At 68.0% G+C, this 24,713-nt stretch carries 25 protein-coding genes and 3 tRNA genes; 11 read left to right on the forward strand and 17 right to left on the reverse strand.

Annotated elements, in window-relative coordinates:
• The first annotated feature begins 31 nt into the window (after positions 1 to 31).
• The gene (locus tag NTY77_04380) at positions 32 to 1,420 is read left to right on the forward strand and encodes a hypothetical protein (protein MCX5794715.1); all 1,389 of its coding nucleotides are present in this window, start codon (positions 32 to 34) and stop codon (positions 1,418 to 1,420) included.
• Between the two features lie 7 nt (positions 1,421 to 1,427).
• Here the strand turns inward: NTY77_04380 and NTY77_04385 are convergent, their stop codons facing one another.
• The 10 genes from NTY77_04385 to NTY77_04430 all read right to left on the reverse strand — a co-directional run bounded on the left by NTY77_04385 (position 1,428) and on the right by NTY77_04430 (position 8,105).
• Positions 1,428 to 1,622: a hypothetical protein gene (locus tag NTY77_04385; protein MCX5794716.1), complete on the reverse strand. Its 195-nt coding sequence runs from the start codon at positions 1,620 to 1,622 to the stop codon at positions 1,428 to 1,430.
• 9 nt (positions 1,623 to 1,631) lie between these two features.
• Positions 1,632 to 2,327, reverse strand: a complete 696-nt coding sequence (locus NTY77_04390) for a phosphatase PAP2 family protein (protein MCX5794717.1) — start codon at positions 2,325 to 2,327, stop codon at positions 1,632 to 1,634.
• 4 nt (positions 2,328 to 2,331) lie between these two features.
• Positions 2,332 to 3,567: an acyl-CoA dehydrogenase family protein gene (locus NTY77_04395; protein ID MCX5794718.1), complete on the reverse strand. Its 1,236-nt coding sequence runs from the start codon at positions 3,565 to 3,567 to the stop codon at positions 2,332 to 2,334.
• 19 nt (positions 3,568 to 3,586) lie between these two features.
• Positions 3,587 to 4,264 (reverse strand): ribonuclease III, encoded by a 678-nt coding sequence (gene rnc, locus NTY77_04400; protein MCX5794719.1) that lies wholly within the window; start codon positions 4,262 to 4,264, stop codon positions 3,587 to 3,589.
• 66 nt (positions 4,265 to 4,330) lie between these two features.
• Positions 4,331 to 4,582, reverse strand: a complete 252-nt coding sequence (acpP, locus tag NTY77_04405) for an acyl carrier protein (GenBank protein MCX5794720.1) — start codon at positions 4,580 to 4,582, stop codon at positions 4,331 to 4,333.
• 36 nt (positions 4,583 to 4,618) lie between these two features.
• On the reverse strand, positions 4,619 to 5,383 hold the full coding sequence (fabG, locus tag NTY77_04410; protein MCX5794721.1) for a 3-oxoacyl-[acyl-carrier-protein] reductase: 765 nt from the start codon (positions 5,381 to 5,383) through the stop codon (positions 4,619 to 4,621).
• Between the two features lie 24 nt (positions 5,384 to 5,407).
• Positions 5,408 to 6,439 carry a phosphate acyltransferase PlsX gene (gene plsX, locus NTY77_04415; protein MCX5794722.1) on the reverse strand — a complete coding sequence of 344 codons (1,032 nt, stop codon included), beginning with the start codon at positions 6,437 to 6,439 and terminating at the stop codon, positions 5,408 to 5,410.
• Positions 6,440 to 6,446: 7 nt separating this feature from the next.
• Positions 6,447 to 6,671, reverse strand: a complete 225-nt coding sequence (gene rpmF, locus NTY77_04420) for a 50S ribosomal protein L32 (GenBank protein MCX5794723.1) — start codon at positions 6,669 to 6,671, stop codon at positions 6,447 to 6,449.
• Between the two features lie 21 nt (positions 6,672 to 6,692).
• Complete coding sequence (locus NTY77_04425) at positions 6,693 to 7,115, reverse strand: DUF177 domain-containing protein (GenBank protein ID MCX5794724.1); 423 nt, start codon at positions 7,113 to 7,115, stop codon at positions 6,693 to 6,695.
• 24 nt (positions 7,116 to 7,139) lie between these two features.
• Positions 7,140 to 8,105, reverse strand: a complete 966-nt coding sequence (locus NTY77_04430; GenBank protein MCX5794725.1) for a glycosyltransferase family 2 protein — start codon at positions 8,103 to 8,105, stop codon at positions 7,140 to 7,142.
• Positions 8,106 to 8,170: 65 nt separating this feature from the next.
• Between NTY77_04430 and NTY77_04435 the strand changes: the two genes are divergently transcribed.
• Positions 8,171 to 8,242, forward strand: a tRNA-Asp gene (locus NTY77_04435).
• A 166-nt stretch (positions 8,243 to 8,408) separates the two neighbouring features.
• On the opposite strand, the gene NTY77_04440 is transcribed toward NTY77_04435, so the two are convergent.
• Genes NTY77_04440 through NTY77_04460 form a run of 5 tightly spaced genes read right to left on the reverse strand, consistent with a single transcriptional unit; the run spans position 8,409 to position 14,846 of the window.
• Positions 8,409 to 9,566, reverse strand: a complete 1,158-nt coding sequence (locus NTY77_04440; protein MCX5794726.1) for a glycosyltransferase family 4 protein — start codon at positions 9,564 to 9,566, stop codon at positions 8,409 to 8,411.
• The gene (locus NTY77_04445) at positions 9,563 to 11,593 is read right to left on the reverse strand and encodes a SpoIID/LytB domain-containing protein (protein MCX5794727.1); all 2,031 of its coding nucleotides are present in this window, start codon (positions 11,591 to 11,593) and stop codon (positions 9,563 to 9,565) included. The genes NTY77_04440 and NTY77_04445 overlap by 4 nt, the downstream gene beginning before the upstream one ends.
• Positions 11,590 to 12,075: a hypothetical protein gene (locus NTY77_04450; GenBank protein ID MCX5794728.1), complete on the reverse strand. Its 486-nt coding sequence runs from the start codon at positions 12,073 to 12,075 to the stop codon at positions 11,590 to 11,592. The genes NTY77_04445 and NTY77_04450 overlap by 4 nt, the downstream gene beginning before the upstream one ends.
• 38 nt (positions 12,076 to 12,113) lie before the next feature.
• Positions 12,114 to 12,749 (reverse strand): hypothetical protein, encoded by a 636-nt coding sequence (locus tag NTY77_04455; GenBank protein MCX5794729.1) that lies wholly within the window; start codon positions 12,747 to 12,749, stop codon positions 12,114 to 12,116.
• 51 nt (positions 12,750 to 12,800) lie between these two features.
• Positions 12,801 to 14,846: a hypothetical protein gene (locus tag NTY77_04460; protein MCX5794730.1), complete on the reverse strand. Its 2,046-nt coding sequence runs from the start codon at positions 14,844 to 14,846 to the stop codon at positions 12,801 to 12,803.
• Between the two features lie 157 nt (positions 14,847 to 15,003).
• Between NTY77_04460 and NTY77_04465 the strand changes: the two genes are divergently transcribed.
• The 9 genes from NTY77_04465 (at position 15,004) to NTY77_04505 (ending at position 22,621) form a co-directional block, all read left to right on the forward strand.
• Positions 15,004 to 15,076 (forward strand) — tRNA-Lys (locus NTY77_04465).
• 70 nt (positions 15,077 to 15,146) lie between these two features.
• Positions 15,147 to 15,228 (forward strand) — tRNA-Leu (locus NTY77_04470).
• Between the two features lie 26 nt (positions 15,229 to 15,254).
• Complete coding sequence (gene tig / locus NTY77_04475; protein ID MCX5794731.1) at positions 15,255 to 16,529, forward strand: trigger factor; 1,275 nt, start codon at positions 15,255 to 15,257, stop codon at positions 16,527 to 16,529.
• Positions 16,523 to 17,125 carry an ATP-dependent Clp protease proteolytic subunit gene (locus tag NTY77_04480; GenBank protein ID MCX5794732.1) on the forward strand — a complete coding sequence of 201 codons (603 nt, stop codon included), beginning with the start codon at positions 16,523 to 16,525 and terminating at the stop codon, positions 17,123 to 17,125. The genes tig and NTY77_04480 overlap by 7 nt, the downstream gene beginning before the upstream one ends.
• Complete coding sequence (gene lon, locus NTY77_04485; protein MCX5794733.1) at positions 17,122 to 19,533, forward strand: endopeptidase La; 2,412 nt, start codon at positions 17,122 to 17,124, stop codon at positions 19,531 to 19,533. Before NTY77_04480 ends, lon begins: the two co-directional genes overlap by 4 nt.
• Positions 19,534 to 19,540: 7 nt before the next feature.
• Entirely contained in the window at positions 19,541 to 20,281 is a 741-nt protein-coding gene (locus NTY77_04490) for an ABC transporter ATP-binding protein (protein MCX5794734.1), read from the forward strand.
• Positions 20,278 to 21,048 carry an ABC transporter permease gene (locus NTY77_04495; GenBank protein MCX5794735.1) on the forward strand — a complete coding sequence of 257 codons (771 nt, stop codon included), beginning with the start codon at positions 20,278 to 20,280 and terminating at the stop codon, positions 21,046 to 21,048. Before NTY77_04490 ends, NTY77_04495 begins: the two co-directional genes overlap by 4 nt.
• Before the next feature lie 2 nt (positions 21,049 to 21,050).
• Positions 21,051 to 21,761 (forward strand): hypothetical protein, encoded by a 711-nt coding sequence (locus NTY77_04500; protein ID MCX5794736.1) that lies wholly within the window; start codon positions 21,051 to 21,053, stop codon positions 21,759 to 21,761.
• 53 nt (positions 21,762 to 21,814) lie between these two features.
• A complete protein-coding gene (locus NTY77_04505; protein MCX5794737.1) occupies positions 21,815 to 22,621 on the forward strand; it encodes a carboxypeptidase regulatory-like domain-containing protein in 807 nt (268 codons plus the stop codon).
• A gap of 6 nt (positions 22,622 to 22,627) precedes the next feature.
• Here the strand turns inward: NTY77_04505 and NTY77_04510 are convergent, their stop codons facing one another.
• Both NTY77_04510 and NTY77_04515 read right to left on the reverse strand, forming a co-directional pair.
• Positions 22,628 to 24,217 carry a hypothetical protein gene (locus tag NTY77_04510; GenBank protein MCX5794738.1) on the reverse strand — a complete coding sequence of 530 codons (1,590 nt, stop codon included), beginning with the start codon at positions 24,215 to 24,217 and terminating at the stop codon, positions 22,628 to 22,630.
• Between the two features lie 3 nt (positions 24,218 to 24,220).
• Positions 24,221 to 24,700 (reverse strand): hypothetical protein, encoded by a 480-nt coding sequence (locus tag NTY77_04515; GenBank protein MCX5794739.1) that lies wholly within the window; start codon positions 24,698 to 24,700, stop codon positions 24,221 to 24,223.
• Positions 24,701 to 24,713: the final 13 nt, after the last annotated feature.

The following is a 24,713-nucleotide window of genomic DNA, read 5'->3' on the forward strand; positions in this document are numbered from 1 at the left end:
CGCGGCTGCCGTCAGGAATGTAGAATTAGGCGTGGCCCGTCCGAGCATCCGGCGCCTGAGCTTGCTTCTGGCGATCCTTCTCAGCCCCTCCGCCCACGCCGTGGAGCAGGACACCCCTTGGCTGCGGTTCTCGGAGATGATGCGGCAGCTCTCTCGGGACCCCGTATTCGTGGAGACCGTGATCCGGCATCTCGGCCGCGGCCCCGCCGCTTCGGCCATGCTAGGCCCGGCGGACCGGGAGCGCCTGCGGGCGCTGATCCGCAAGCGCGATTGGGATTCTCTGGACCGTTTCCCGGTCATGACCGTGGCCGGAATCGGCCGCGCCATGATCGTGGCCAAGCCCGTGGCCCGGCGGCACCGGTCGACGGCGCCTGCGGAAGCCGCCCGGGCCGGACTCGCAGACGCCGTCGAGGACCTGGGCATCCCGACCGGCGAGCCGCCGCCGCGGGCCAAGGACCTCATCCGCGGGCTCGGGCACGGCGTCGAATCCGGCGCTGTCTACGACGTGGAAGCGGCCAAGTTCTATCCGGACAGCCGGCGGCTGGCCGAGCTCCTCAACCGCTTGGCCCTCAACCCTCCTCCGGGCCAGCCCGGCCCGCGCCTGCAGGTGCGCCTGGGCGAGCGGCGGACTCAGACCGCCGAGGGGCTCGTCGGCATGCTGGCGGCCCGGGGCCATGAGGTCAGCGTGCGCGATGCGCGCTACTTCGCCAACTTCGGCAATCTGCGCTACCGCAGACGTGACGTGATCACTCCGTTCTGGATAGACACCCGGCTGCCCCTGCCCAACCGCCGAGAGACCCTCATCATCCCGGCCACCCACTCCCAGCACGAGCTTCGCATCCGAGGCTCCCAGGTCAACGCGGACGTCTTCTTCTATTTCGGCATCGACGGGGAGGCCGCTTTCCGGGCTTTTGCGGTCAAGGACCAGGCCTGGATCCTGGGCCGCAACGCATGGATCTACAGGGGCGAGAAGGCTCTGGAGGCCGTGCGCCTGGCCGCCGCCATCCGCAGGACCTACGCCTCCATCCAGCGCGAGCATCCGGCTCTGCCCTTCGGCGGCTACTATGCCCTGGGGGTATGCAACGATGTCAGCGCCATGATAGAGCTGCGACTGCACGGCCGCGCCACCCTCTATCCGCTGACGCGCGACCCTGAGCTTTTTCCCAAGGACGAGGAGGTGGGACGTCTGGCTAGGGCGCTGCCCAGCGACCGCCGGGGGCTCCCGGACCTGGACCGTGTGCTCGGCGCTATGCCGACCGATGACCTGGCCAGGCTCCCCTTCCCGGGCTTGCGCGCGGACCTGGCCGCAATCCGGGCCCAGCAGCGTCAGGGACCGCCAGCGGCCCGCAGAGGGCGAGTCCTCTGGCCGGCAGCAGCCCTGGTGGCCGTTCTCTTCTGGCTCTGGCGCCGCCAGCGTTGACCCCGGCCTACTTCGCGGCGGGCGCGGCGGCGGGCTCGGGCGCGGGCAGCGGCCCGTTGATAACGCACTTGGTGCCTTCCTGATGAGAGCCCTTCGGGCAGTTGAGCGGTTCGGCGGGGGGGGTGCTGTTGCCGCCCGAGCAGGCCCCGACCAAGGTGGCGGTCCCGATGATCATCGCCAGCATCAGCGCATTCTTCATCATGGCTCTCCTTTATTTCGCTAGGGAAGCTCTCAGGCTCTCTATCTGCGCCTGGAAGGCGGGGTCCTTGCTGAATCGAGCGTAAAGCATGTCGCCCAGAAGCTTGCCAGCCTCTATGTCCGAGGGATGGTGCACGCCCCCGATGACCCGGTTCAGGGCGGCTTTGCCTGCCGCAGTGAGGAATTCCGGGGTGCGGGCCGGGACCAGCTCGCTGAGCATCAGGGCGTAGACGCTTGAGAGGGCGGCGTGGCCGCTGGGATAGGAGAGCCCTCCGATACGGCCCAGGCAGGGGTGGAGGCTGGAGTCATGCCGGTACGGGCGCGGCCGCTGGTTCTGGTCCTTGAGCCGGCCCACGGCCACGTCCACGTCGTCTTGGACCTGGCGCAGGAAATCGGCCGCCTCCTGGGGCAGCGGCTTGACGAAGGGGCTGATGTCGCCGAAGAACTCGTCGAAGTATGCGTGCTCCTGGGCCTGCGCCGCGGCGCACTGCTGCTTGGTGCGCCGCTTCTCCCAGTCGTGCAGTTGGATGAGGTCGGCCTTGTCCAGGGCGGAGCCCGGGACCGGGGCCGGCGGCAACTGCAGGGTCTGCAGGGCAGCCTCCGACAGATACAGGGCCGGCTGCTTGCGCTGCGGTCCCTTGGCCGCGGCGATGCCCGCGGCCAGCAGGATGCAGAGGACTGCGTTGCGCAGGACTTTGGTTCTGGTCATGGAATCAGCCCAGCAGCTTGGCGGTCGCCGCCTCCTTGATGACCATGGCCGCGATTTCGTTGCGCTGGATCTGGTTGGTCCCCTCGTAGATCTGCGTGATCTTGGCGTCGCGCATGTACTTCTCCACGGGGAAGTCCCGCATGTAGCCGATGCCGCCGCACATCTGCACGCAGTCCGTGCTCACCTTCATGGCTGTATCCGAGCAGAGCACCTTGCACATGGCCGATTCCTTGGTGTAGCGCCGGATCTTGAGCCGGTTCATCTCGTCGAACACCACGGTGCCGTTGGTCATGGCCGTGTCGATGGCCGGCTTCATCGCGGCATCCATGGCCTTGGTGGTGGAGTAGAGCAGGGCCCGGCTGGCCTCGATGGCCGTGGCGCAGTCGGCGACCATGTGGCTTATGGCTTGGTGGCTCACCACGGCTTGGCCGAACTGCTTGCGCACCCGCACGTAGGCCAAGGTCTCGTCGAGAGCTCCTTGGGCGATGCCCAGGCCTTGCGCGGCCACGCCGGGCCGGGACATGTCGAAGGTGGTCTGGGCCACGAAGAGGCCGTAGCCTTCCTTGTAGAGCAGGTTCCCCTTGGGGATGCGGCAGTTCTGGAACACCAACTCGTAGGTGGGGTTGGCGCGGATGCCCATCTTGTGCTCTTTCTTGCCGAAGGTGAACCCCGGCGTGCCCTTCTCGACTACGAAGGCGCCGATGCCGCGGGCGCCCCGGGCCGGGTTGGTGGTGGCGAAGACCACGTACACTTCGGAGACCTCCCCCCCGGAGATGAACACTTTCGAGCCGTTGAGCACGTAGTGGTCGCCGTCGAGTTTGGCCGTGGTCTTCATGGCCGTGGCGTCGGAACCGGCTTCGGCTTCGGTGATGGCGAAGGCGGCGAGCTTCTGTCCCGAGGCCAGATTGGGGATCCAGCGCTGGCGCTGGGCCTCGCTGCCGAAGAGCAGGATCGGGATGGTGCCCAAGCCCGAGCCGGCCACGCACAGGGCGATGCCGGCGCAGCCCCGGGAGAGCTGCTCGACGGCCAGGCAGAGGTCCAGAGTCCCCCCTCCCATGCCGCCGTACTTCTCGGGCAGGTAGACCCCTAAGAGGTCGGCCTTGCGGATGTCCTCGACCACCGGCCAGGGGAACTCCTCGGTCCGGTCGTACTGCTCGCGCACCGGCCGGATCTTCTCGCGGGCCAGCTCGTAAGCGACCTCGATGATGGCCTTCTGCTGCTCGTTCAGGTCGTAATCCATGGTTGTTCCCCTTCCCTTCTCAAGATTCTGGAGCGTCCAGCTTCTGCAGGGCGTCGCGCGCGGCCGCCTGCTCGGCCTCCTTCTTGCTCTTGCCTTCGCCGTGGCCGAGGACCCGCTTGCCGAAGTGGACCCGGACTTTGAAGGTCTTGTCGTGGTCCGGCCCCTCGGAGCTGGTGGTCTCATAGTTCGGCGGGGCCTTGTACTTCTTCTGCAGGACCTCCTGCAGCACGCTCTTGTAATCGGCCTCGGCCGCCGGCCGGTGGCGGTCGAGGCAGCCGCGGATGAAGGCTGCGGCCGGCGCGTAGCCTCCATCCATATAGATGGCCCCGATGAGCGCCTCCAAGGCGTTGGACAGGAGGCTCGCCCGGGTGCGGCCGCCGGAAGAATCCTCCCCCACGCCCAGCAGCAGGTGCGCCCCGAGGCCGATCTCTGTGGCCCAGTGCGCCAGACTCGGCCGCGAGACCAGGTGGGCCTTCCTCTTGGACAGCCCTCCTTCTGCGTCGTCCGGATGCCGGACGTAGAGTTCGTGGGCGACCACCGCGGAGAGGATGCTGTCGCCCAGGAACTCCAGCCGCTCGTTGTAGACGGCAGACTGGCTTTCCGAGGCGTAGGACTTGTGCGACAGCGCTTCCTTGAGCAGCTGCTGGTCGCGGAAGTGGTAGCCGATGACGTCTTCCAAAGGCGGGAGATGGCTCACGCGGGGCTCAGACGGCCCAGACCGGCGGGAAAACCCCGCCGGTCTGGACTGTTCAGGCGTCCGGGCCTACTTCTTGGCGTGTCCGTTGATGTAGTCGACGGCCTGGCCGACGGTCTGGATCTTCTCGGCCTGGTCATCGGGGATCTCCATGTCGAACTCTTCCTCGAGGGCCATCACCAGCTCCACGGTGTCGAGGGAGTCGGCGCCCAGGTCGTTGACGAAATGGGCCTCCGGCTTGACCTCTGAGGCATCCACCCCGAGCTGCTCGACGATGATCTTCTTGACGCGGTCTGCGACGCTGACGCTGGTATCCGCCATTTCCTTTCTCCTCCTATGCTTTCGACTGGGACTGCGCTACATGTACATCCCGCCGTTGACCCCGAGCACCTGCCCGGTGATGTACGACGAATCTTCGCCGGCCAAAAAGAGCGCCGCGCGCGCGATGTCATCCGGCTCGCCCATGCGCCCGAGCAGGATGGCCTCCAGGAGCTTCTTCTTGGCCTCTTCCGGTATGGCGTCCGTCATGCGCGTGCGGATGAAGCCCGGCGCGATGGCGTTGACCAGGACGCCGCGCGAGGCGAACTCGCGGGCGCAGGACTTGGTGAGCGCGATGACGCCGCCCTTGGAGGCGCAGTAGTTGGCTTGACCGGCATTGCCCATTTGGCCAACGATGGAGGCGATGTTGATGATGCGCCCCGCGCGGGCCTTGAGCATGGGTCGAGCCACGGCCTTGGTGAAATTAAAGGTGCCCTTGAGGTTGATGGCGAGGACCAGGTCCCAGTCGGCGTCGGCCATGCGCATGAGCAGGTTGTCCCGCGTGACGCCGGCGTTGTTGATCAGGATGTCCACCTTGCCGAACTTCTCGATGGCGGTCTTGACCACGGCTTCGCAGTCCTCGTACTTCGAGACGTCGGCCTTGGCCGACAGGCACGGAACCCCGGCGGCGGAGAGCTTCCCCGCGGCTTCCGCAGCCTTGGCCTCGTCCACGTCGACGACCACGATCGAGGCGCCTTCGCGCCCGAAGAGTTCGGCCATGCTGTAGCCGATGCCCTGCGCGGCACCGGTGATAATCGCGGTCTTGCCCGCCAATCGGCGGGTCGCGACGGGGGCTTCAGGCATTGCGGTATTCCTCGCTTGGGATGGTCAAAGGATCTGGAGCCTCGCGGTCTCGAGGCTGAGCTTCATGGCCGCGACCGACTTCTGGATCTGGGCATCGACGCCCCGCTCCACGAGTTGCTGGGCCGCGCGCAGGGAGTTGGCGATGGCCTTGGCGTTGGACCGGCCGTGGGCGACCACGACCGCGCCGCCCACGCCCAGCAGGGGCGCGCCGCCGTGCTCGTCGGGATTGAGGCGCTTCTTGAGGCGGTTGAGCGGGCTGCGCAACAGCAGGCCACCGGCTTTGTAAAGGTGGTTGCGGCGGATCTCAGCCTTGAGGGAGTTGAGGACCGAGGCCGCCACGCCCTCGATGAGCTTCAAGGCGATGTTGCCCACGAACCCGTCGCAGACCACCACGTCCACGGTGCCGGCCGTGATGTCGTGACCTTCCACCGGGCCGCGGAAATCGAGCCCGCTGGCTTTGAGCAGCGGGCTGGCCTCGCGCACCAAGTCGTTGCCCCGGCTTTCCTCTTCGCCGGCGGAGAGCAGGCCCACGGTCGGCTCGGCCTGGCGCAGCATGTGGCGGCAGTAGAGCGTCCCCATGGCCGCGAACTGCAGCAGATGCCAGGGTTCGCATTCGGTGTTGGCGCCCACGTCCAGGAGCACGGTGGCGCCCCGAGGCGTCGGGACGGCCACGGCTAACGCGGGCCGCAGCACTCCAGGCAGGCGCTTGAGGTGCCCGAGCGCGGCGGTCACGGCCGCCCCGGAATGCCCGGCGGAGACCATGGCGGCGGCCCGGCCCTCGGCGACCAGCCGCGCGCAGGACAAGATGGAAGCGTCGGGCATGTCCCGGCAGGCGGCGGCCGGATCCGCGTCCATGGGGATGACCTGGGGGGCGTCGACGATCTCGAAGCGCCGGTCGCTGTGCGGGATGCCGCGGGCGGTGAGCTCGTTGCGGATGTCCGCTGCGGGCCCGACCAACAGGAATTCCAAGCCCCAGGCATTGGCCGCCGCGATGGCGCCCTCGATGTTGGGCGCCAAACCGGTGTCGCCGGCGGCGGCGTCGAGCGCGATCCGCATCAAGCCGCTACGGCTTCTGCTGTCCGCCCTCGCCATCCGCGGCCTTCTCCTTCTTCTTGGGCGCGATGACGAGCTGGCCGTTGTACCAGCCGCAACTGGGGCAGACGGTGTGCGGGGGGCGCAGGTTCTTGCAGTTGGGGCAGGCGGAAGCGGTCGTGTGGTCCAGGCGCCAGTTCTGGGCGCGGCGGCTGTCCCGGCGGGACCGAGTGTGCTTGCGTTTTGGGTTTGGCATATCTCTCCTGGTGCGAAATCTTCAGACTGCGCAGCCGCAGGCTTCGACGTTGCGGTTGGCCCCGCACTTCGGGCAGAGCCCCTTGCAGTCGCTCCGGCAGCGGGCGTGGTCGGGCAGGGCCAGGACCAGCGCCTGCCGCACCTCTTCCGTCGCGTCGAGGGTCGTCGCCCCCGCGGGCACCTCCCCCTCGACATTGGTGCGGAAACGCTGACGAGCCGGGCCCAGGCACCGGACGCAGGCGAGTTGCCACTCGCCCTCGACGGTGCCCGAGTATGCGGCCCCGGACCCGTGCCGTGCGACGCTCAACTGCACATCGAGCGGGCTGGTCAGGAGGACCGCGGAATCGGCCAGCAAAGGCTGCGTCTCAGCCGCTTCCAGGCGGCGCTCCAAGGCCACTACGGCCTGTTCACGCAACCCGATCAAGTCGAACTGCAAGTTGGTCATTTTAGCTACTTTCCGAGAGGAAAGTCAATTAAAACCGACAGTTTCCCGGATGAAGTACGGGGGCTTGTCCTTGATGTCGAAATAGACCCGGATGAGGATCTCGGCCACCAGGCCCAAGAGGAGCAGCTGGAGGCCGGCCAAGGCGAAGAAGATGGAGACCTGGAAGAGGGGTTGGTCCTTGACGAAGACGTGGTCGTGGAACTTGTGATACAGGGTGTAGGCGGCCATGAGGATGCCGATTCCGCACATGGCCAGGCCGCTGCCGCCGAAGAGGTAGATGGGCTTGGCCATGTAGGCGTCCATGAACTTGACGGTGATGAGGTCGAGGACGACCTTGAAGGTCCGGCCCAGGCCGTATTTGGAGACGCCTTGGGTGCGGGGCCGATGGTTGACCGGGACCTCGACGATGCGGGCGCCTAGGAAGCCGGCGAAGGCGGGGATGAAGCGGTGCATCTCGCCGTAGAGGCGGACGGACTTGAGGTACACGCTGCGGTAGAGCTTGAGAGTGCAGCCGTAGTCGTGCAGGCGCACGCCGGTGATCCAGGATATGAGGCCGTTGGCGATGCGCGAGGGCAGGATGCGGGTCAGTCCGGGGTCTTGGCGGTCCTTGCGCCAGCCGCTGACCACGTCGTAGCCTTCGCCGAACTTGGTCAGGAGCATGGGGATGTCGCGGGGGTCGTTCTGGCGGTCGGCGTCGAGCATGGCGATGATCTCGCCCTGGGCCTGGGCGATGCCGGCGGAGAGGGCGGCGGTCTGTCCGACGTTGCGCCCCAGGCGCAGGCCTTTGAAGCCGGGGTAGCGCTTGACCAGGGCCTGGATGCCGGCGTAGGAGGCGTCGGTGGAGCCGTCGTCTACGAGGATGACCTCGCAGGGCTTGTGGAGGCCCCCCAAGACGCCGGAGAGCTCCTCGCCGAGGCCGGGGAGGCTCTCTTCCTCGTTGTAGACGGGGATGATGACGCTCAGGTACGGCTTGGCTGTCGGGTCGGGCATCGGTTGAGGATTCTATCAAAAATCATGGAACCTTTTCCGGTCGGACTCGTATATGTAGTAGGACTTGCGGGGTAGTTCAACTGGTAGAACGACCGCCTGTCAATCGGAGGATGCGGGTTCGAGTCCCACCCCCGCAGGTCCGTCGTAAACCATGGGGATCCGGCACAGGCGGCGGCATGGTTTTAATTTTCATTGGCCCGGCACTTGACGGTCGGGGGTTTTGGTGCTATCCTGGATTTCGACAGGCGGCGAAGTTGAACTACCCCAGGCCCCGGGAAACCGGGGCCGTCGTCTTTAAGAAAGTTAAGCCCTGGCACCGAGCAGGCGCAGATAAAGCTCTTCCTGCTGCCGGACCATGCCGTCGATGTCGAACTCCTGGCCGATGGAAGCGGCTGCCGAGGCGCCCATCCTCTTGCGCAGGGCATCGTCCATGAGCAGGTCCTTGACGCGCTGGGCCAAGGCCGCGGCATCCCTCTGCGGCACCAGGACTCCGTTCTCTCCGTTGCGTATGAGGTCCTTGACCCCATCGGTGGCATAGCAGACCGGGACCACTCCCGACTTCATCGCCTCCACCAGCGCGCGCGGCAGGCCCTCCCATAAGGAAGTCAGCACGAACACATCCGAGGCCGCCAGAAGCTCCGCCACGTCCCGCCGCCAGCCCGGCAGCAGGAAGCGCGGCTTCAGTCCCCCCACGCCAGCCTCAAGCTCGCGGCGCAGCGGTCCATCACCAACGAAGACGAAGGCCGCGTCGGGTTGTGACTGAGCCACGATCCGGGCCGCGGTCAAGAAATCCTCTGGATTCTTCTGAGGCTTGAAATTCCCCACGCTCAGCACCAAGCGGGCATCCGGCTTAAGACCCAGGCTCTTCTTCTTCTCAGCCGCATCGCAGCGCGCCGGGAAATCCCCCAGCTTCACCCCGGAGCGGATGAGCACGTAGTCCTCGGGATTGCCCAAGCCATAGCCTTTGGCGGTGAACTCGTTTTCTCGGGACACGAACACCAAAGCCGTGGACAATGCGCCCGCCAGACGCTCAACCAAGACGTAAAGCCACTTCTTCGGCCAGGACTGGCCGTCATGGAAGCCGAAGCCGTGGAAAGTATGCACCACCACCGGCACGTCCGCTGCCCAGGCGGCCAGCCGACCCAATATCCCTGCCTTCGAGCTGTGCGTATGAACCACCGCCGGCTTCTCTTTAAGGAAAAGTCGGCGAAGTCCCAGGAAAGCCAGGAGGTCGCGCCAAGGATCTATCTCCCGGACCAGATTCTTCACGAACCTCCACCGCGGCCCGTCGTTCGGCCACGACTGCAGCTCCGAGTCCAGCACCCCCCCCGCGCCGCAGAGCAGCGACGCATCGAAGCGGCGTGGGTCGAGATGGCGCACCGTGTGCAAAGTGTTCTGCTGGGCCCCGCCCAGGTCCAGGCGGGTGATGAGGTGGACGACTCTGATCCGCTCGGGACTCACGGTTGCGGCTTCTTCTTTCCGCTCTCGGAAAGACCGGTCAGCTTCAGGGCCGGGAAGTAATGCGCCAGGATGTCCGGCCACCTGCGGCCCAGCCGCGCCTGGCCCAGCATGCCCGCGCGGCACAGTCCCACCCCGTGGCCGGTGCCCGCGCCCCAGATGATGAAGCGGTCCGCCTGCGCGCCCGCCATGAGCGGCTGCACCGTGAAGAGCGTCGAGCGCAAAGAGCCCGGCGAGAGCACGCTCGCCATCGCCTGTGCCCCCTCCAAGGTCAAGGAGCCGCGCGAGCCCACGACCTCCAGCACCCGCACCCGGCCCGTGGCCGTGCGCGCGCGCACGAGCAGCTGACGCACCGGCCCGATGTCGCGGCTGCGCTTGGCGCGCTCCGTGATGTCCGCGGCCGGGATGATGCGCATCCAGCGCGATTCCGCCGGCGCCGTCGTGCCGGTGGCCTCGCAGTAGCGGTCCGGCCCCGGATACTCGTGGGTCCAGAGCTCGAGCTTCTCCGGCGAATCCCCTATGGCCGCCGGATGCTCTCCGTCCGAGACCGAGACCATGGCTTCCGCGCCGGGCTCCTGCGCGGCCCGGCCGTCCTCCGTCACCCCCCCGCAGTCGTCGTGCTCCAGGGCCAGCGCCGCCGTCCCGTCCTTGGTCAGGGTGATGCCGGCCGTGGCCCGGACCGCAGCGGCCGCGTCCCGCATCTCCGCGCTGAGGCCCAGGTACTTCTGGCAGGCTTCCGAGTCGCAGATGTCCGCGCGCTCCGGGTTCCCGCCGGCGTGGGCTTTGAACCACAAGGCGCGGGAGCGCGACACCACGGCTTGGGCTTTGTACGCCTCGCTGTCGCTCTGCAGCGGCAGGGCCGCGGAGACCACGCCGTAGAGGTACTCCTCCAGGCCCACCACGTTGATCAGCTGGAAGCCGCCGGTCGCCGGCCTGACCTCCACCGCGCCGCGCACCTCCCGATCCCCCTGGTCGAAGCCAGCCCCGTCCGCGAAGCGCGCGCCCGAGAGCAGGACCGAGGCCGCCGGGCCGCCCGGGACGATACGGAAGCTCTGCGTGGTGGTGTGGACGATGTTGCGCGAGTCGTCGCGCAGTTCGACCAGGTCGTGCTCGGGCCGGAAATCGACCTCCCAACGGCGCAGGGCCTTGCCGCCGTCCTGGATCACCTCGCCCGACAAGGCCAGCACCTTGAAATCGGAGTTGGCCGTGAAATAGATGCGCGCCGCGGCGGCCGGGCGCCCGCCCGGAGCCGTGAACAGGCCCACGCGCAGCGCCGGCCCAGGCTCCGGCAGGGCCTCATCCGCGGCCGGCTGCGGCCCCAGCATGGGGCGCTCGATGCGCCGGATCCGCAGTTCCGACTCCGAATCTCCCTTGAGCGACGGCCTTAGCCTCTTGCTCTCCCGCGCGGCCCGGGGGTCGGCCGGGTCGCGGTCCAGCAGATTTTTGTACGAGTACCAGGCCTCCCGGTCCTTTCCGTCGTTGGCCTGCAGGCCGGCCAAGTCCTGCAGGCATTCCAGGTTCCTGTCATCGAGGCTCGCGCATTGGCGCAGGTAGGCCATGGCCCGGACCTTGTCGCCCAGGCTCGTCGCCGCTTGGGCCGCCTCATAGTTGGCCGCGGCCATGACGTATGGGCTCTTCAGGGCCGAGGTCTGATCGAAGGGGTTCTGCTCGAGCAGCGCCCGCAGGGGCGCCAGGGCCTGGCGGGGCTGGGCGGACATGAGGGCCGTCACGGCCAGGCCTAGTTGCGACTCGGCGCGGTCTGCGGTGGTGGCGGACCGGTCCGTTCCCCGGAGGAACGAGTCGCGGGCCTCGGGCAGGCGTCGCAAGGCGGCGTAGGCCCAGCCGAGCTGGTTCCAGACGAAGCCGCGGGCGTCAGGCTGCAGGGAGGCTTTGACCCAGGCGCTGAGCGCCTCGTCGTGGCGCCCCCGGTCGCGCGCGAGGATCGCCAGGTCAACGTCGGCCGCGCCGGCCGTCGCGGGGCCGCAGATGAGCAGGACGAGCGCCAAACCCCAGCCGTCCGCGCGCCTCATCGGCGGCCCTTGACCAGCGCGTGAGGCTGGCCCTCCCCTCGGCCGGGCACGTCCTCGGGCACCGCCTCCTCCTCCTCGGTCGCGGGGTAGAGCGGGGCGTATTTCACCTTCTTGTGGGGGACAGCGAGTTCTACTTCGGCGAGCAGGAGGACCGCTTTGCGGCGGGTGCGCGCGCTGTTGAGGGACAGGGTCGCGTCCGCCTTGCGCCGCAGGGCCGAAACGTCGAAGCCCTCGGCCTCGGCCTGGGCCAGCAGCGCCAGGACCCGATCGTGGCGGCGCACCAACTCGGACGAGTCGCGCTCATCCTTGAGCCGCATGATCTCCTCCCCGCCGGCGCCGGCCTGGCCTTGGGGCGGGTAGCGCCAATCACGGTACCAGCGCCGCGGGTATCCCTGTAGGCGACCGGCGGAGTAGATCACGGCGACCGCCGCCGCGGCCAGGGCCAGATTACGCCAAGTGCAGAGTTTGAGGAGCAGTTCCACGCTTCGACCACCGGTGAGATTCTACACTTTTCGGTGCTTTAACGAGCGGGATCGGGCGGTTCGTCCTTCTTGCGGTTACGAGGCGAGTCCGGCCCTTCCAGATCCTCGGGCAGACCTTCCGGCGCCTCGGGAAGCACCACACCTTCGGTCCCCCGCGGGGGCGGCGTCTTGTCGAGAGGGTTGATCTTGAGCAGGATCTTGTGGACGCGCAGCGGGATCGCGACCGTCTCCTTGGCCCAGGCCTCGATCTCCTGCGCCAGGAACCAGGCATCGATCTTGATTTCGGCGATCTTGATGTGGTTGTACGTCATCTGGATGGGCGCGAGCAAGGTCAGCACCTCCTGCTGGAACTGGCTGCCGCTGCGGCTGACCTTGATGGCCGCGTCTACGGCGTCCGGCTGGACTTCGGTGGTGCGCTCGACCTTGGCGAGCCAGGCGGGCACGAATTCGAAATCCCGGATGATGGTCTTGATGTCCCGGCGCAGGAGCTTCAGGTCGTCGGGGAAGTCCCGGTCCGGAGGCCTGACCTTGAGGCTGGTCTGGTTCTTGTACCAGGCCTCCAGGCGCTGGGCGCGGGCCTGGATCTCGTCGCAGCGGGCGTGCGTCGCCTTGAGCTTGGTGGTGAAATCGTCGAGCGTCTGCTGGGCCTGCTGAAGCCTTCTAGTCTGGTCCATTTTGCCACAATACCAAATTCCGCTGCCCTATGGCGCCCTGTGCGGCTGCGGTCACTCGAGGAGCTGGTCGAGGAGCTGGGCGTCGTCCGCCGGCTTGGCCGGCTTCTGTGCCCCTCCCGCGCGCTTCCGGGGCGCCTTGCGACCGGCCTTGCTCGTCTGCTTGGGAGCTGCGGCGGCCTCGTCTCCGCCAGCGGCCGGCTCTTGGGCTGCGCCGGATCCGGCGACGGCCGCCGGCGGCCCGCCGACCGCTTCTGCGCCCGCGACGGGTAGGCCGCTGGCCAACGCCTTCGGTTTGACGCGGACCTTCTGGCTCTTGCCGGCGGGGGCCGGCGGCTCGCCGAAGAGGAGGGCTTTGGCCGCAGCGTCGCCGTTGTATGGCGCCACGGTCTTCGCTCCGAGATCGGCTTGGAACATGTAGACGGCCTGCTTGCCGGTCCCGGGCTCGCTGCCGTAGAAGTTCACCTGGAAGGTCCCCTCACCCAGCTTCTCGGCCATCCAGGAGAGCGCCGGATTGCCTCCCGGAGCGGCGGACGCCTCCAGGCGTTGGCCCACGAGCGTGGCCTTGTCGCTGCTCGGCCAGCTCTTCACCAGATCGATGGCACCTTGTTTGAGCTTGTCGAGTTGGGCCTCGGGAGAAGGCGCTTGGGGCGTGATCTCGGCCGGCGGAGGCAGCGGGGTGCTCGCGGCCGGGTTGGCGCGGCGCGGCGGGGCTTTGAGTCCCGGGATGAGCCCGGCCTGGAAGGCCAGCACGCCTCCGGCGACGAGCCCGAAGCATACCAAGGACATGACCAGGCCTTTCTTCCCCGATTTCGGCTTGACCGGGCCAGCGGCGATGTCGACGATGGCCGGCTTGGGGGCCGCGCCAGCCTTGACGGGCGCCGGGGCGACAGGCGCCGGAGCGCTGGGAACCGGGGCGGTGGGCGCTAGGCTCGGCAGCAGCGAGGGCGGTGCCAACGGAGCGCCGCTCTTGGCGGGCGAGGAGAACAGCGCCCCTCCCTTAGGGAAGTCCGACTTTGGGGCGGCGCCGGAGGCGGCCCCGCCGAAAGAGGAGGCCAGGGCGGGCGCGGCTGGTTGTGCGGGGAAGAGCGGCGCGGGCGGCGCGGCCAGCGCCGGAGGCGTCGCATCGAGCCGAAGTGGCGGCGGCCCGTCGAGACTGACCGGCACCGGCACAGGCCCCGGCGCCGCCGGCGACGGAGGCAAGGGCGCCGGCGCGGGGAATCTCTCGATGACGGGCGGCGGCTCGGCAGCGCGGTCGTCCTGACGGGCGAAAGGGGATGCGCCGGGCGTCATGGACGGTGCGGCGGGATCCTGGAGCGCAGGCGAAGGCATGGGCTGGAGCGGCTCCGGCTTGGCGGGCCCCGCGATCGAGGGCAGCGCGGGGGCGGCGGCCCGCTGGGACTTGAGGTGCGCGATGTCCTCCATGAGGTCCGCGACGGTCTGACGCTGCTTCTCCAGTGACGACTCGATGTCCTTGACCGAGCCGCTCACGCCGGAGATGGAGGTCTTGACCTCCTGGACCGTGGACTCGACGCCGTGCACGGCGTCCTCAACGCCTTTGATGTCGCTTTCCACGGACTTGACCTCGGTCTCGACCGACTTCTCCGCGGCCACAGCGGTGTCGATGGCATCGCGCAGTTGGGCCACGGCGGCCAGCCTCTGCTCGAACTCGCCGAGCTTCCCCTGCAGGTCGACTTCGATGCCTTTGCGCACGTCGATTTCCCGGTGCAGGCTGAGCAGTTCGGTCTCTTTGGACTGCAGCCCCTCCTGTAGCTGGGCCATGGTGCTTTCCAGGAGCGCGACCTTCTCCTGAAGACTGCCGAGCGCGGCCAGGTCCTTGAGCGTCGGCTCCGGCGGCAGGCCGGCGTAGACGGCGCTCGCTGGAGAGCTGCTCTTCCCCGCCGTGGCCAACTGGGAGGCCTTGACCAATGAGATGGAGAGTCCGGGCACCATTCCGGCGCGCTGCCAATCCCCCATCCTGGTGCCCTTGCGACCCTCGGGGCAGACCAAGGCCTCTGCGGAATATCCGGGCAGCTGCGCGAGGTCGTCGGCGTCGAGCGGCCCGCAGACCTCGTTGTTCTGGAATATCCAATATTTCATAGCTGAGCTCTTGGCTGACCCATCGCTGGGATGAACGGTCCTCGGCGCTCCGTCAATTATATCAGCGGTCTGGAAAAAATCAATGACAAATTTGTTAAATCCCTGGAAGGAGCGCAAGTTGCATTCCAGGCCGTGCCATTGCTATAATCCTGACTGCGGGCTATTAGCTCAATTGGTAGAGCAGGACCCTCTTAAGGTCAAGGTTATAGGTTCGAGTCCTATATAGCCCAGATTTTGGCTCGCCAGGCTCAGGACCGATCGGTCAGACTCTGATCTGGCCTTCGGTCCTGGATTTTTTCGGGGCGGGTGGCGGAACTGGCAGACGCGCACGGCTTAGGACCGTGTGCCGCAAGGCATGGGGGTTCAAGTCCCCCCCCGCCCAGACCGCCCGCTCCATAGGGAGGATTCATGGGACTCTTCACGACTTCGGACAAGGTCCGGTTCAAGCTGGTCAAGGAGGACGCCTGCACGGCCACGTTCTCCGTCGAGGTCCCGGCCGCCCAGGTGGAGGCCGAGAGCCATAACGCCCTGCTGCGCTTCCAGCAGCGCGCGCGCCTGCCGGGCTTCCGGCCGGGCAAGGCCCCCTTGGACATGGTCCGGCAGCAGTTCGGCGCCCATCTACAGGAAGAGGTCATAGATCACTTCGCGCGCAAGCACGTGCCGGAAGCCTTGCGCGAGCTCAAGCTCAGCCCCGTCGCCGCCCCGGTCATCACGGACGTCTCCCGGGAGGCCGGCAAGCCCCTGCAGTTCCAGATCCGGGTGGAGGTCCCGCCCCGCGTCGCGCCCAAGGATTATGCCGGTATCAAGCTGACCCGGCAGGCCTATCCGGCCACGGACGAGCTGGCCGCGGCCCGGCTGGAGGAGTTGCGCGAGGCCCATGCCCGTCTCGACCCGGCGGCCGAAGAGTCGGTCGGCAAGGCCCACTACGTGGTCGTCGACTACTCCGCCTCCCGCAACGGCAAGCCGCTGCCCGACGCCAAGGGCGCGGGCGAGCTCGTCGACATGTCCTCCGAGCAGACCGTGGCCGGCCTGAGCGAAGGACTGCTGGGCCTCAAGCGCGGCGAGGGCAAGGCGATCTCCGTCAAGCTCGGCGGCCAGGATACCGTGCTCAACGTCACCGTCAAGGAGATCAAGACCAAGATCCTGCCTCCCCTGGACGCGGATTTCGCCAAGGACATGGGCTTCGAGACCCTCGACGAACTCAAGGCCAAGCTCAAGGAGGTCATCGCCGAGGAGGGCCGCACGCGCACCGAGCGGGAGCTCGCCGAACAGCTGGAGGCCGGCCTCCTGAAATCCAACCGCATCCCGGTGCCACCGTCTTTGGTAGAGGCCCAGCTCGATCATATGCTCGAGCGTCTGCAGCGCCAGCTCCTCGGCGGCCGCGGCGAGTTCTCCGCCAAGCAGCTCGAGGAGCTCAAGACCAAGCTCCGGCCGCAGGCCGAGGACCGCGTGCGCATCTCCCTGCTCCTGCCCGCCATCGCGCAGCGTGAGAAGCTCGAGGTGGCCGAAGCGGAGGTGCAGGCCGAGTTGGAGAAGAGCCTCGCCGCCGCGGAGACCGAGGAGAAGAAGACGGACGTCCGCGAGGCCTTCCGCTCGCGCCGCGACGAGATCCTGGGCATGCTGCGAGACCGCAAGACCCTGGATTTCCTGCGCGCCAAGGCCGCCGTGACCGACAAATGCTGATACCAACGATCCTGGAGCGCTGGAACCAGGGCGCGGCCATCGGCTACGACATCTTCTCGCGCCTTCTGAAGGACCGCATCGTCTTCGCCGGAGGCGACGAGGGCGCGGTGACCACGGACTCCGCCAACCTCCTCATCTCCCAACTGCTCTACCTCAACGGGGAGGACCCGGAGAAGGACATCAGCCTTTACATCAACTCCCCGGGCGGCATGGTCTCCGCGGGCCTGGCCGTCTACGACACCATGCAGTACATCAAGGCACCCATCTCGACGATGTGCATGGGCATGGCCATGTCCTTTGGAGCCGTGCTCCTGGCCGCGGGGACCAAGGGCAAGCGCTTCATCCTGCCCCGGGCCCGGGTCATGATCCACCAGCCCCTCATCCGCGGCGGCCTCTCCGGTCAGGCCTCGGACATCATCATCGAGGCCGAGGAGATGACGAAGACCAAGGACAAGCTCGCCGCCATCTTGCACAAACACACCGGCCAACCCCTGGCCAAGCTGACCCAGGACATGGAGCGCAACTACTACATGTCGGCGGAGGAAGCCCAGGCTTACGGCATCGTGGATCACCTCCTGCCGGCCCGCAAGCCATGAGCGTGGAGCCCGCCGCCAAACGCCCGGCGCGCCTGCCGCTGTTGGCGGTGCGCGACCTGGTGGTCTTCCCGCACATGGTCCTGCCCCTCTCCGTGGGCCGGGTCAAGTCCATCAAGGCCCTGGAAGCGGCCATGGGCGGCAGCGGCAAGCTCCTGGCCGTGGTGGCCCAGAAGGACGTGACCGTCGAAGACCCCCAGCCCTCGGACGTCTTCGCCGCCGGGGTGCTCTGCGAGGTGGTCCAGTACCTCAAGATGCCGGACGGCACGCTCAAGGTGTTCCTACAGGGGCTGGCGCGGCTGACGACCGGCCGCCTGGAGTTCGCCGCGGAGCGGGGGTACTGGGAGGCCGAGCTGGACTATCCAGAGGTCCCGGAGCCGGTGACGCCGGAGATCCAGGCCCTGATGCGCCACGTCGTGGAGACGGCGGAACAGCACTTCAAGCTCAGCCGACGCGGCGGCGCCGACGCCTTGGGCGTGCTGGCGAACCTCACGGACCCCTCGCAGCTCGCCGACACCGTGGCGGCGCATGCCGTGGTCAAGAACCCCGACCGCCAAGCCCTCCTCGATGTGCTGCGGCCCTCGGAGCGGCTGCTCAAGCTCCTGGAGTTCCTGAAAGCCGACATCGAGATCCTGACTTTGGAGCGCAAGATCCACACCCGGGTCAAGAGCCAGATCGAGAAGAGTCAGAAGGAGTACTACCTGACGGAGCAGATGAAGGCCATCCAGAAGGAGCTCCGCCAGAAGGACGATTTCGCCCAGGAGATCGAGGACCTGCGCAAGGCCATACAGGCCGCGGGCATGCCCAAGGCCGCGCTGGAGGCCTCCCTCAAGGAAGCGGCGCGCCTCGAGAAGATGATGCCCTACTCCCCGGAGTCCACGGTGGCGCGGACCTACCTCGACTGGATGACCGGCCTGCCCTGGTCCAAGCGCACCCGCGACGCGCTCGACATCCCGCGCGCCGCCGCCATCCTCGACGAGGACCACTATGACCTCAAGAGGATCAAGGACCGCATCCTCGAGCATCTCGCGGTCTGCCGGCTGGCCAAGGGATTGCGCGGCCCCATCCTCTGCTTCGTGGGCGCGCCGGGCACGGGCAAGACCTCCATCGGCCGCTCCATCGCGCGCTGCATGAACCGCAAGTTCGTCCGCCTCTCTTTGGGCGGCGTGCGCGACGAGGCCGAGATCCGGGGCCACCGCCGGACCTACATCGGCTCCTTGCCCGGCCGCATCATCCAGTGCCTGCGCAAGGCCGGCAGCCGCAACCCCCTCTTCCTTCTCGACGAGGTGGACAAGATGGGCATGGATTGGCGCGGCGACCCGGCCGCGGCCCTCCTGGAGGTCCTCGACCCGGAGCAGAACTCCACCTTCCTGGACCACTATCTCGACGTCGAGTTCGACCTTTCCCAGGTCCTCTTCATCTGCACCGCCAACACCTTGGAGGGCATCCCGGTCCCCCTGCAGGACCGCATGGAGATCCTGCGCTTCTCCGGCTACACGCACAAGGAGAAGCTCCACATCGCGCGGACCTTCCTGCTGCCCCGCCAGCTCAAGGAGCACGGCTTGAAGCCCGGGCAGCTGACTGTGAGCGACGCGGCCGTCGTGCGCGCCATCGAGGATTACACGTCCGAGGCGGGCGTGCGCAGCCTCGACCGGGAGATGGCCAGCCTGGCGCGCAAGGCGGCCAAGCGTTTTGCCTCGGGTGACGCCGGCCCGGTCCGGGTCGAAGCCGACAACCTCCACGACATCCTGGGCGTGCCCAAGTTCCACCATGACCGGAGGACCTTCAACGCGCTGGGCGTGGCCACGGGGTTGGCCTGGACCGAGGTCGGCGGCGTGACCATGGCGGTGGAAGCCGTGACCGTGCCGGGCAAAGGAGAGCTCAAGCTCACCGGCAAGCTCGGCCAGGTCATGTCCGAATCCGGCCAGGCCGCGTTCTCCTACGTCAAGTCTCTGGCCCAGTCCTTGGGCGCGGCCCCGGATGCCTTCAAGGACGCGGACTACCACGTGCACGTGCCCGAGGGCGCCACCCCCAAGGACGGCCCTTCGGCCGGAGTCGCCATCGCGACGGCCCTGGCCAGCCTGGTCTCCGGCCGGCCGGTGCTTCCCGGCGTGGCCATGACCGGGGAGATCACGTTGCGGGGCCGGGTCCTGCCCATCGGCGGCCTCAAGGAGAAGACCTTGGCTGCCCACCGCGACGGGATCAAGACCGTGCTCTACCCCGATGGCAACCAGAAGGACCTCGAGGACATCCCGGAGGACGTGCTCGCGGAGCTGAAGATGCTCCCCATCTCTCACTTCCGCGAGGTCCTGGAGCTGGCCCTGGCCCCGGCTGCGCAGGCCGGAGCGCTCCCCGGTGCCGTGCGCGGCGCCGATCATGACGCCTCGGCCTCCATTCCCGCGCAGTCGTGAGGCCCTGATGCCCGAGGCCCCGGCCCTGGAGTTCCGCTCGGTCACCAAGACCTACCTCCGCTCGCATCTCGGGCGCACCACGCGCAGCCGCGGCATCGTCGACCTGGATTGGACCGTCCCGGAGGGAGAGTCCTTCGGCCTGCTGGGCCTCAACGGCAGCGGCAAGACGACGACTTTCAAGCTGGCCCTGGGCCTGCTGCGGCCGACCTCGGGCGAGGTCCGCATCCTAGGCCGCTCTCCCGCCGACGCCGTGGCTTTGGCGGCAGTGGGGTTCCTCCCGGAGCTGCCCTATTTCTACCCCTTCTTGACGCCCCGCGAGGCCCTGCGCCTCTACGGCCGGCTCTCCGGCCTGCACGAGGGCGAACTGCCGGACCGCATCTCCCGGACCTTGCGCCTGGTGGGGCTCGCCGAGCACGGGAGCCGGCGCATGGGAGAGTTTTCCAAGGGCATGGTCCAGCGGGTTGGCTTGGCCCAAGCCGTCCTGCACGACCCTCAGCTCATCATCCTCGATGAGCCGGTCAGCGGGTTGGATCCTCTGGCCGTCAAGGAGTTCCGCGAGCTCCTCGCGGAGCTGCGCGGCCGGGGCAAGACCTTGGTCGTCTCCTCCCACAGCATCTCGGAGCTGGAGAAGATCTGCGACAGGGTGGGGATTCTCAAGGAAGGCCGCCTGGTGCGAGTCATCGCCCACCGCGAATGGGAGGCCGCCTCCGAGGGGCTCGAAGGGCTCTTCGTGGAAACAGTGATATGAGGAACATCGCCATACTCGCTTTGACCGGCTGGCAGGAGAACCTGCGCCGCCGGTTCTATCTCCTCTCCTTGGCCTTCGCCGGCGTGTTCCTCTATATGAGCTTGATCCTGGGCGTGCTGGCGGTGGAGCAGGAGAACCGGGTCCTGCTCGACTTCGGCCTGGGCTTCATCGAGCTCATGGGCTTGGCCGGCGCCCTTTACGGCTCCACCACCATCGTGCTGCGCGAGATGGAGACCAAGACCGTCTATCTGGTCCTGACCCGGCCGGTGGGCCGCGGCGAGTACATCCTGGGACGCTTCCTGGGCCTCATGCTCTCGGTGCTGGCGTCCATGGCGCTCATGGCGGCTTTCCACCTCTGCATCCTGTGGGCGAAAGGCTGGCGCGGTCCCGAGCCTTATGCCGCGGCCTTCCTGGGAGCGTACTTGAAGGTGCTGGTCACGGCCGCTTTGACCACGTTCGTGGCGCTCTTCTCATCCTCGGCCTTGACCGCGGGAGTCATCTCTTGCGTGGCCTGGACCTTGGGACATTTCCTCCCGGAGATCCGCTTCCTCGTCAGCCATGGGGCCTCCCGGGCCGCGGTCGCGCCTCTCTTCGCGCTCTCCTATGTCGTGCCCGACCTGCAGCTCTTCAACCTTCGCGATCGCGTCGCCGCCGTCTCTTTGGCCGCGCCGGAGGCGGGCCTGGCCTGGTGGCTGGGCTATGCGGCCATCTACAGCGCCGTGTGGCTGGCTTTAGCGTGGGGGCTGCTGCGCCGCAAGGAGTTCTGACCTTGCGCTCTTTGCTGGCCGTCTGCGCCGCCTGCGCGGTCCTCAATGCCGCCTCTCTGCGGCTGCACCCGGCTCCCTGGCCTCTGCGGCAGGGCCTCGGCCCGGACTCGGCCTTGGAGACCGCGGGCTTGGTCTCCCTGGGCATGCGGCGGCTGGCGGCCGACCTGGGGCTGGTCCGGCTCCTCATCTACTACGGCACGGCCGAAGACGGGGAGCCTGAAGACGAGGCCCAGCATCACTCCCATCTCGGTCCCGCCCATCCGGAGCTGTCGTTGGGCGGCGGTCGCTATCCGGAACTGGGCCCGCGGGCCCTGCGCATCCTCGACGCGGATCCCGCCTTCAGCTACGCCGCGCTCTTGGCCGCTGGGTCCCTGGCCTTCAACCTGCACCGGCCGGAGGAGGCCTTGCGGGTGCTGGATTACGCCCTCAGCCGCGATCCCCGCAACTCCCAGTTCCATGCCTACGTCGCGGCCATCGGGTTCCATCGTCACGGCGACGCGAAGGGCGTCATCAGCCGGCTGGAGCCGGTCCTGGGCGCTGCTGACTGCCCCGTCATGATCAAACATTTGGTGGCCTATCTCTATGCCGAGGCCGGACAGCGCCGGAAGGCCCTGGCCCTCTACCGCGAGATCCGCGAAACGAGCAAGGACGCGGGCTATCGCCGCATGGCCGAGGCGGCTCTGGGGCGGCTCGAAGACCGGCGTCCGCGCTGAGCGGCGAGGGGCACGCACCGCCGCGCGAAAATCTGCTATCCTATCCTCGACCCATGTCCAAGCGTTGCCCTTCCTGCCGCACCGAGGTCGCCGACGACGCGCGCGTCTGTCCGAACTGCCCATGGGAGTTCCCTGAAGAGGAGGCGGATAATCCCCCGCCGGCGGCGGTCGCCCAGAGTTGGTCCCCCCTCCCCTTGGTCATCACCGGGGTCGTGGCGGCCGCGATCGGCCTGGGCTGGTACTTCGTCGTGAAAGTCTACCATGAGGAGACCACCGAACCGACGACCCTCCCGCCGGCCGCCGCAGTCCCCGCTCCGCCGGCCCCGGCGCCGGAGCCGGCGCTGGAGCCTGTGACGACGAAGCCGGCCGCGCCCGTGTCCACCAAGCCGGGCAAGGCGGTCGCGAAGGAAGAGGGGGCGGAGGAGCCGGTCCAGACCGTGACGGTCGTCAAGGAGGCCCACCAGCCCCCGCCGAAGAAGGTCAAGCCGGTCAAGGAGTGGAAGCTGCGGGGCTTTGTCTACGACCTAGTCACACTGCAGCCGGTCCCGCGCTGCAAGATCACCCTCTCGGACGTCGACACCAACGCGAATTTCGAGACCGCGACGGACGCCAGCGGCCGTTACCGGGCCATCCTGCCGCCGCTGCCGGAGCGCGGCTACCTCATTGAGATCTCCGCCTCCGGCTACGTCAAAGCCTACCTCGACCCCGGCACCGAAGGGGTACGCAATAAGCCGGCCGGACAGCGCCAGGACCTCTGCAAGGAGTTGGGCCCCGCGGTCCTGCAGCCCGCCAGCCTCCAGCCGCACGGCGCCGACCCGCTGGTGACGGACTTCTTCATCGCCCCCGTCAACTGCAAGTAGCCGCCTTCAGGGCTGCGCGGTCTCGGACTTGTCGAAGGGCCGGTCCAGGAGCTTGAGCACGGCGTCGCGATAGGCTCGCTTGGCGTCCTCGCGCCGCGCGCCGGTCTCGTAGCCCACGGTGTAAACGGCGCGGTCCTCGTCCGGGTGGAGCCAGGGCAGCTCCGAGCCGACCAAGGCCAAGGCCAGGCTGACCGGCGCCGGCCGGCCCGCGTTGAGTTTCGCGACGCGCTCCGCCACGACGCCGGCCTCGCAGTCCACTGTGTCGACCCCGCGCTGGCGGGCTGAGGCCAGCCATTCGCTGGTCACGAACAACGGGCTGGCCACGCTCTGGTGTCTGCCGCTGCGGCTGCGGCGCAGGGGCAGAGCGTTGCGCAGCGGGACGGGACCGCCCTCGGAGTCGAGGAACTCTTGGGGGACGAAGAGCCGGTCGGCGCCGGCACCGCCCGCCACCACAGACGCCGGCCCAGCGTAATAGAGGCTCTGCGCTCCCCGGTGGACCAGCTCTTCGAGCGCCAGCGCCGAGATCTCCCCGAAACCCGTGCTGCGGCATTCCACGACGACGGTGACGCCGGCCGGCAGGTCGTAATAGGACAGGCGCCAGTAGTCGTTCTCGTAGCGACCCAGGAGGCGGGCCTCCAGGGGCTTCTCGAACAGATACGGGTAGCCCATGACCACATTGCGGGCCGCGTAGGGGATGGTCCTCAGGAGTTCCCGGATGGCTGCGACCCCGGGATGAGTGAAGGAGCACTGGGCGCACTGCAGGGTGCGGACCAAGCCGCCGCCTGGTCCCGCGCCGCCCTCGAGCAGGTCGTACTGAGCGCGCAGGTGCCGGAAGTAGTCCCGGCCGAAGAAGCCGCAATACACCAGCCGCGGCCGAAGCTCCCCCTCCGGAGCCAGGACATAGGCTTGCTTGGAGTAGCTGATGTAGGGAGCCCGCAGGCGATAGAAGACGCGGTAGCCCATCCGCCAGTAGAGAGGCAGGAGGTCCCGGAAATCGCCGAGGTAGAAATCGATGCTCCAGCGGCGCCGGGTCAGCAGCGGCCCGGTGGAGCCGAATCGGCGCTGCGCGGCGGCGAGCGGCTCACGGATGGTCTGGGTGCCGAGCAGGTTTCCCTCCACGTCCGCGCCGACCCCGGCCTCGGCGATGAAGCCCGCGGAGCGGGCCGCCGGCCGGCCCACGCGCAGCTTTGCCAGCGGCGGCCCCGGGCGCAGGCTGTGATATCGGCGCACCTCGCCGATGAGCCGGTCGATCTCGCGGGACTGCGAAGGATGGTAGCGCACCAGAACGCTGCGGAAGCCCGCCAGGATATCCGAATCCGGGTTAAGGTCGGCTTCCACGTCCCGGATGGCTTCGTCGGCGGTATGGTCGAGCAGGACCTTGACGCCCGGCAGGCCCAGCCATTCGCATTGGCGCTTGAGTTCGCTGGCCAGGAGCGGCAGGCTCTCCTTTTGGATGTTGAGCACCAGCAGGGCGATCTCCGGATCGTAGACCCGGCGCTGCCCGTCGGAGCGCGGCGCGGCGGCGGCCGTGCGCGGGGCCGCCGCCAGCAGCCAGAGCGCGCCGAGCCTGAGCCAGGTCGCGCCGCGCGAGGGCATGTGCTAGGGCAGGCCGAAGGCGGCGGCGACCTCCGCGAGCGGGAGCTCCGTCGCTCCTGCGGGGACGCCGGAGACCTCGTTGAGGATGAGCCCCTTGTCGTCGCTGACGAAGAAATGCGGGACGCCTCCGACCGCCAAGGCGTCGTGAACGTCGAGCAAAGTGTCCGGGCCGAAGACCCGGGCATAATCGCGCAGGGCCGCCAGAGCGTCCTTCCCCACCACGAAGCGAGTCTCCACGCCGCGCGTCCCGAGGTAGCTCCGCAGGGCGATGAGCATCGGTGTGCTTTCCCGGCAATAATGGCACCACGGCGCGACGTAGACCGTCAGGCATTTCCGGGCCCCGCAGGCCGAGAGCGAAGGGCTCTGCTGGGCCGCGTAGGTGGGCAGCCTGAGGTCGGGGAGCCGGTCACCCTCCCCGGAGCGGGCGCAGGCCGCCAGCAGGCCGGCGCAGAGAGCGGATAGGACCGCAAGGCTTATCCTCATCGATCCCATTCTA

The sequence above is a fragment of the Elusimicrobiota bacterium genome, from assembly GCA_026388095.1.
GTDB lineage: Bacteria > Elusimicrobiota > Elusimicrobia > UBA1565 > UBA9628 > UBA9628.

What these genes read in the sequence shown, in the direction of transcription:
- fabG (MCX5794721.1), bottom strand. Translation starts at nt 5,383, where the DNA reads ATGCCTGAAGCCCCCGTCGCGACCCGCCGATTGGCGGGCAAGACCGCG.
- plsX (MCX5794722.1), bottom strand. Translation starts at nt 6,439, where the DNA reads ATGCGGATCGCGCTCGACGCCGCCGCCGGCGACACCGGTTTGGCGCCC.
- NTY77_04510 (MCX5794738.1), bottom strand. Translation starts at nt 24,217, where the DNA reads ATGCCCTCGCGCGGCGCGACCTGGCTCAGGCTCGGCGCGCTCTGGCTG.
- NTY77_04425 (MCX5794724.1), bottom strand. Translation starts at nt 7,115, where the DNA reads ATGACCAACTTGCAGTTCGACTTGATCGGGTTGCGTGAACAGGCCGTA.
- NTY77_04395 (MCX5794718.1), bottom strand. Translation starts at nt 3,567, where the DNA reads ATGGATTACGACCTGAACGAGCAGCAGAAGGCCATCATCGAGGTCGCT.
- NTY77_04505 (MCX5794737.1), top strand. Translation starts at nt 21,815, where the DNA reads ATGTCCAAGCGTTGCCCTTCCTGCCGCACCGAGGTCGCCGACGACGCG.
- NTY77_04390 (MCX5794717.1), bottom strand. Translation starts at nt 2,327, where the DNA reads ATGACCAGAACCAAAGTCCTGCGCAACGCAGTCCTCTGCATCCTGCTG.
- NTY77_04455 (MCX5794729.1), bottom strand. Translation starts at nt 12,749, where the DNA reads ATGGACCAGACTAGAAGGCTTCAGCAGGCCCAGCAGACGCTCGACGAT.
- NTY77_04515 (MCX5794739.1), bottom strand. Translation starts at nt 24,700, where the DNA reads ATGAGGATAAGCCTTGCGGTCCTATCCGCTCTCTGCGCCGGCCTGCTG.
- NTY77_04460 (MCX5794730.1), bottom strand. Translation starts at nt 14,846, where the DNA reads ATGAAATATTGGATATTCCAGAACAACGAGGTCTGCGGGCCGCTCGAC.
- rpmF (MCX5794723.1), bottom strand. Translation starts at nt 6,671, where the DNA reads ATGCCAAACCCAAAACGCAAGCACACTCGGTCCCGCCGGGACAGCCGC.
- NTY77_04445 (MCX5794727.1), bottom strand. Translation starts at nt 11,593, where the DNA reads ATGAGGCGCGCGGACGGCTGGGGTTTGGCGCTCGTCCTGCTCATCTGC.
- acpP (MCX5794720.1), bottom strand. Translation starts at nt 4,582, where the DNA reads ATGGCGGATACCAGCGTCAGCGTCGCAGACCGCGTCAAGAAGATCATC.
- NTY77_04385 (MCX5794716.1), bottom strand. Translation starts at nt 1,622, where the DNA reads ATGATGAAGAATGCGCTGATGCTGGCGATGATCATCGGGACCGCCACC.
- tig (MCX5794731.1), top strand. Translation starts at nt 15,255, where the DNA reads ATGGGACTCTTCACGACTTCGGACAAGGTCCGGTTCAAGCTGGTCAAG.
- NTY77_04430 (MCX5794725.1), bottom strand. Translation starts at nt 8,105, where the DNA reads ATGCCCGACCCGACAGCCAAGCCGTACCTGAGCGTCATCATCCCCGTC.
- NTY77_04490 (MCX5794734.1), top strand. Translation starts at nt 19,541, where the DNA reads ATGCCCGAGGCCCCGGCCCTGGAGTTCCGCTCGGTCACCAAGACCTAC.
- lon (MCX5794733.1), top strand. Translation starts at nt 17,122, where the DNA reads ATGAGCGTGGAGCCCGCCGCCAAACGCCCGGCGCGCCTGCCGCTGTTG.
- NTY77_04495 (MCX5794735.1), top strand. Translation starts at nt 20,278, where the DNA reads ATGAGGAACATCGCCATACTCGCTTTGACCGGCTGGCAGGAGAACCTG.
- NTY77_04480 (MCX5794732.1), top strand. Translation starts at nt 16,523, where the DNA reads ATGCTGATACCAACGATCCTGGAGCGCTGGAACCAGGGCGCGGCCATC.